Source organism: Nostoc sp. FACHB-888, from assembly GCF_014696655.1.
Taxonomy (GTDB): domain Bacteria; phylum Cyanobacteriota; class Cyanobacteriia; order Cyanobacteriales; family Nostocaceae; genus Nostoc.
The window spans coordinates 1-1,840 of sequence record NZ_JACJQM010000410.1 but is presented as its reverse complement, the minus strand read 5'-3'; the positions used below and the strand labels follow the sequence as shown (position 1 = coordinate 1,840).

The window sequence follows — 1,840 nt, the reverse complement described above, 5'->3', positions numbered from 1 at the left end:
AGACCTTTATACTTATTTAGTCAATTTTTTGAAGATAAAGGAATTGAAAACTTATTGGGTTTGGGAGTAAGAAAAATTTGCTTCAAAGATTTAATTACTAGTTAATTTTATTTTATTCAGGAACAGAGTTAACACTTAAAAAAGTTTAAATAATATTACATTTATTTTTCTCATATAAATAGTTCGTTTTCGTAAATTGGCAGGTTAAAGGGTAATGGGTAAAGGTGTTTTATCCTTTCCCCTTTAACCTTTATCCAATCCTCACAAGCGCATTTTTGGGTTAGTAGACTACTACCCTGTATCTATCAAATATGATGGTGATTTCAAAGGACTATTGCTAATTTCAAGTATGGAAAATTCATTGCTTACTCCTCCTTCCTACAAATAGTTGCAGATTATAGTGCTGATTAATACAGTAAATATCAAGTTAGTTGCTGAGGTAAAAAAATTAATAAAAATGAAATTGACAAAGCGATTAATCATTAGATCCTATGGATATAAATTGATATTTATCTTAGATACATACGGCACAATCTGTTTTCCAGAAATACACCAGAAGTAGATCAACTTGCTAGTGCCCAATCTGTTCTTTATTAGCTCACCATCAGCCACGCTTACAGCTTTAGCGACGAGAGACAGATTAGCTCTCGGTCGAACGGGAGTAATGTTTTTTGGTGGTTGCGACAACTGATCGATGAAGCGCAATTGCTCCGCTTGGTAACATCCCACGTTTTGATTTACTCTGTTCCACGCACGGCAACAGGTTTTTCAACGCTCGTCAGCGGCTCCTGATGAGTTTGACTTGTAATGAGGTGTAGCGATATCGTTTGTGGCAGACACACCTTGCAAGCAATAGTATTGGTCTAATACCAAGCTTGGGTGTAAATCACGCCATCCATTCAGTCCACTGTGGCGCATCTGTCACCAATTGAGCAAATTTATCAGGGCTTGCATCCTCAAACTCCAGCATCACACCGCAACGCTCATCACTCGTTAACGTACTGAGTAATTCTTTGACCGCATCAACTCCGAGTTCAACCCGCTCAATTGCTAACTGAGCATAATATTTAACCCGCTCCCACCAAGAATCACTGAGTTCTGGATCTGTGTCCATACCCCCCCGATTATTATCTCCATCTTCATTAATGGGGGGTGTGGACGGAGCATTAATTCCATATTGAGACTGCATTCTAGCTGCATAAGCCGCATAACGCTCTTGCTCCTCGTGGCGTTTTCTTTCCCTGTCCTCCCGTTGCCTCTGCCGATAATCCAACACCTTCTGAATAAACTCGACATCAGAAGTATTCAGCCGATAATACCGAACCCTCTGCCCATCCTCCATTGGTCTTCGTGATTCAGTAGACAATCCAAGTTGTGAAAGATACTGTCCCAAAATCCACAAAGCAGATTCCGATAGCGGGATAGTAAGATTGAGAATTCCCTTAACGTGAGATGCATTGCGCTTGGAGAACTCTGCCAAAGCCTGAATCATCGCCTCGTCGCCTTTAATCTCAACCCCAGCCATGAGATCCATCAAGACTGCCCTCAGTCCCAGGTGATGACGCATTAACCACGCGGTAGAATGATTGCTCCAATCAGTGCAAATGGCTAATCGCTCCCGTTCCGATTTATCGCGTTCGGCAACAACAGTCGGCGGTGAAACGCCCTCCCGCCCAAGGTCGTCATCGGTAATCATTTCCCCCGGCGCTGCTAATATTGCCTCCAGTGCGACAATCTTCTTAATTAACCGCCCAGAGTCATCTTTCTCAACCAGTTCCGGGGTTACGCTCATTCCATAAGTGTCCTGTATGCGGAACTTCTCACATTCCAAAACCTCCTC

The 1,840-nt window shown here is 42.4% G+C and carries 1 pseudogene; it reads right to left on the bottom strand.

The annotated features are described in order from the left end of the window. Positions 1 to 886: 886 nt before the first annotated feature. A pseudogene (locus H6G26_RS43640) lies at positions 887 to 1,840 on the bottom strand (bifunctional DNA primase/helicase); the annotation flags it as partial.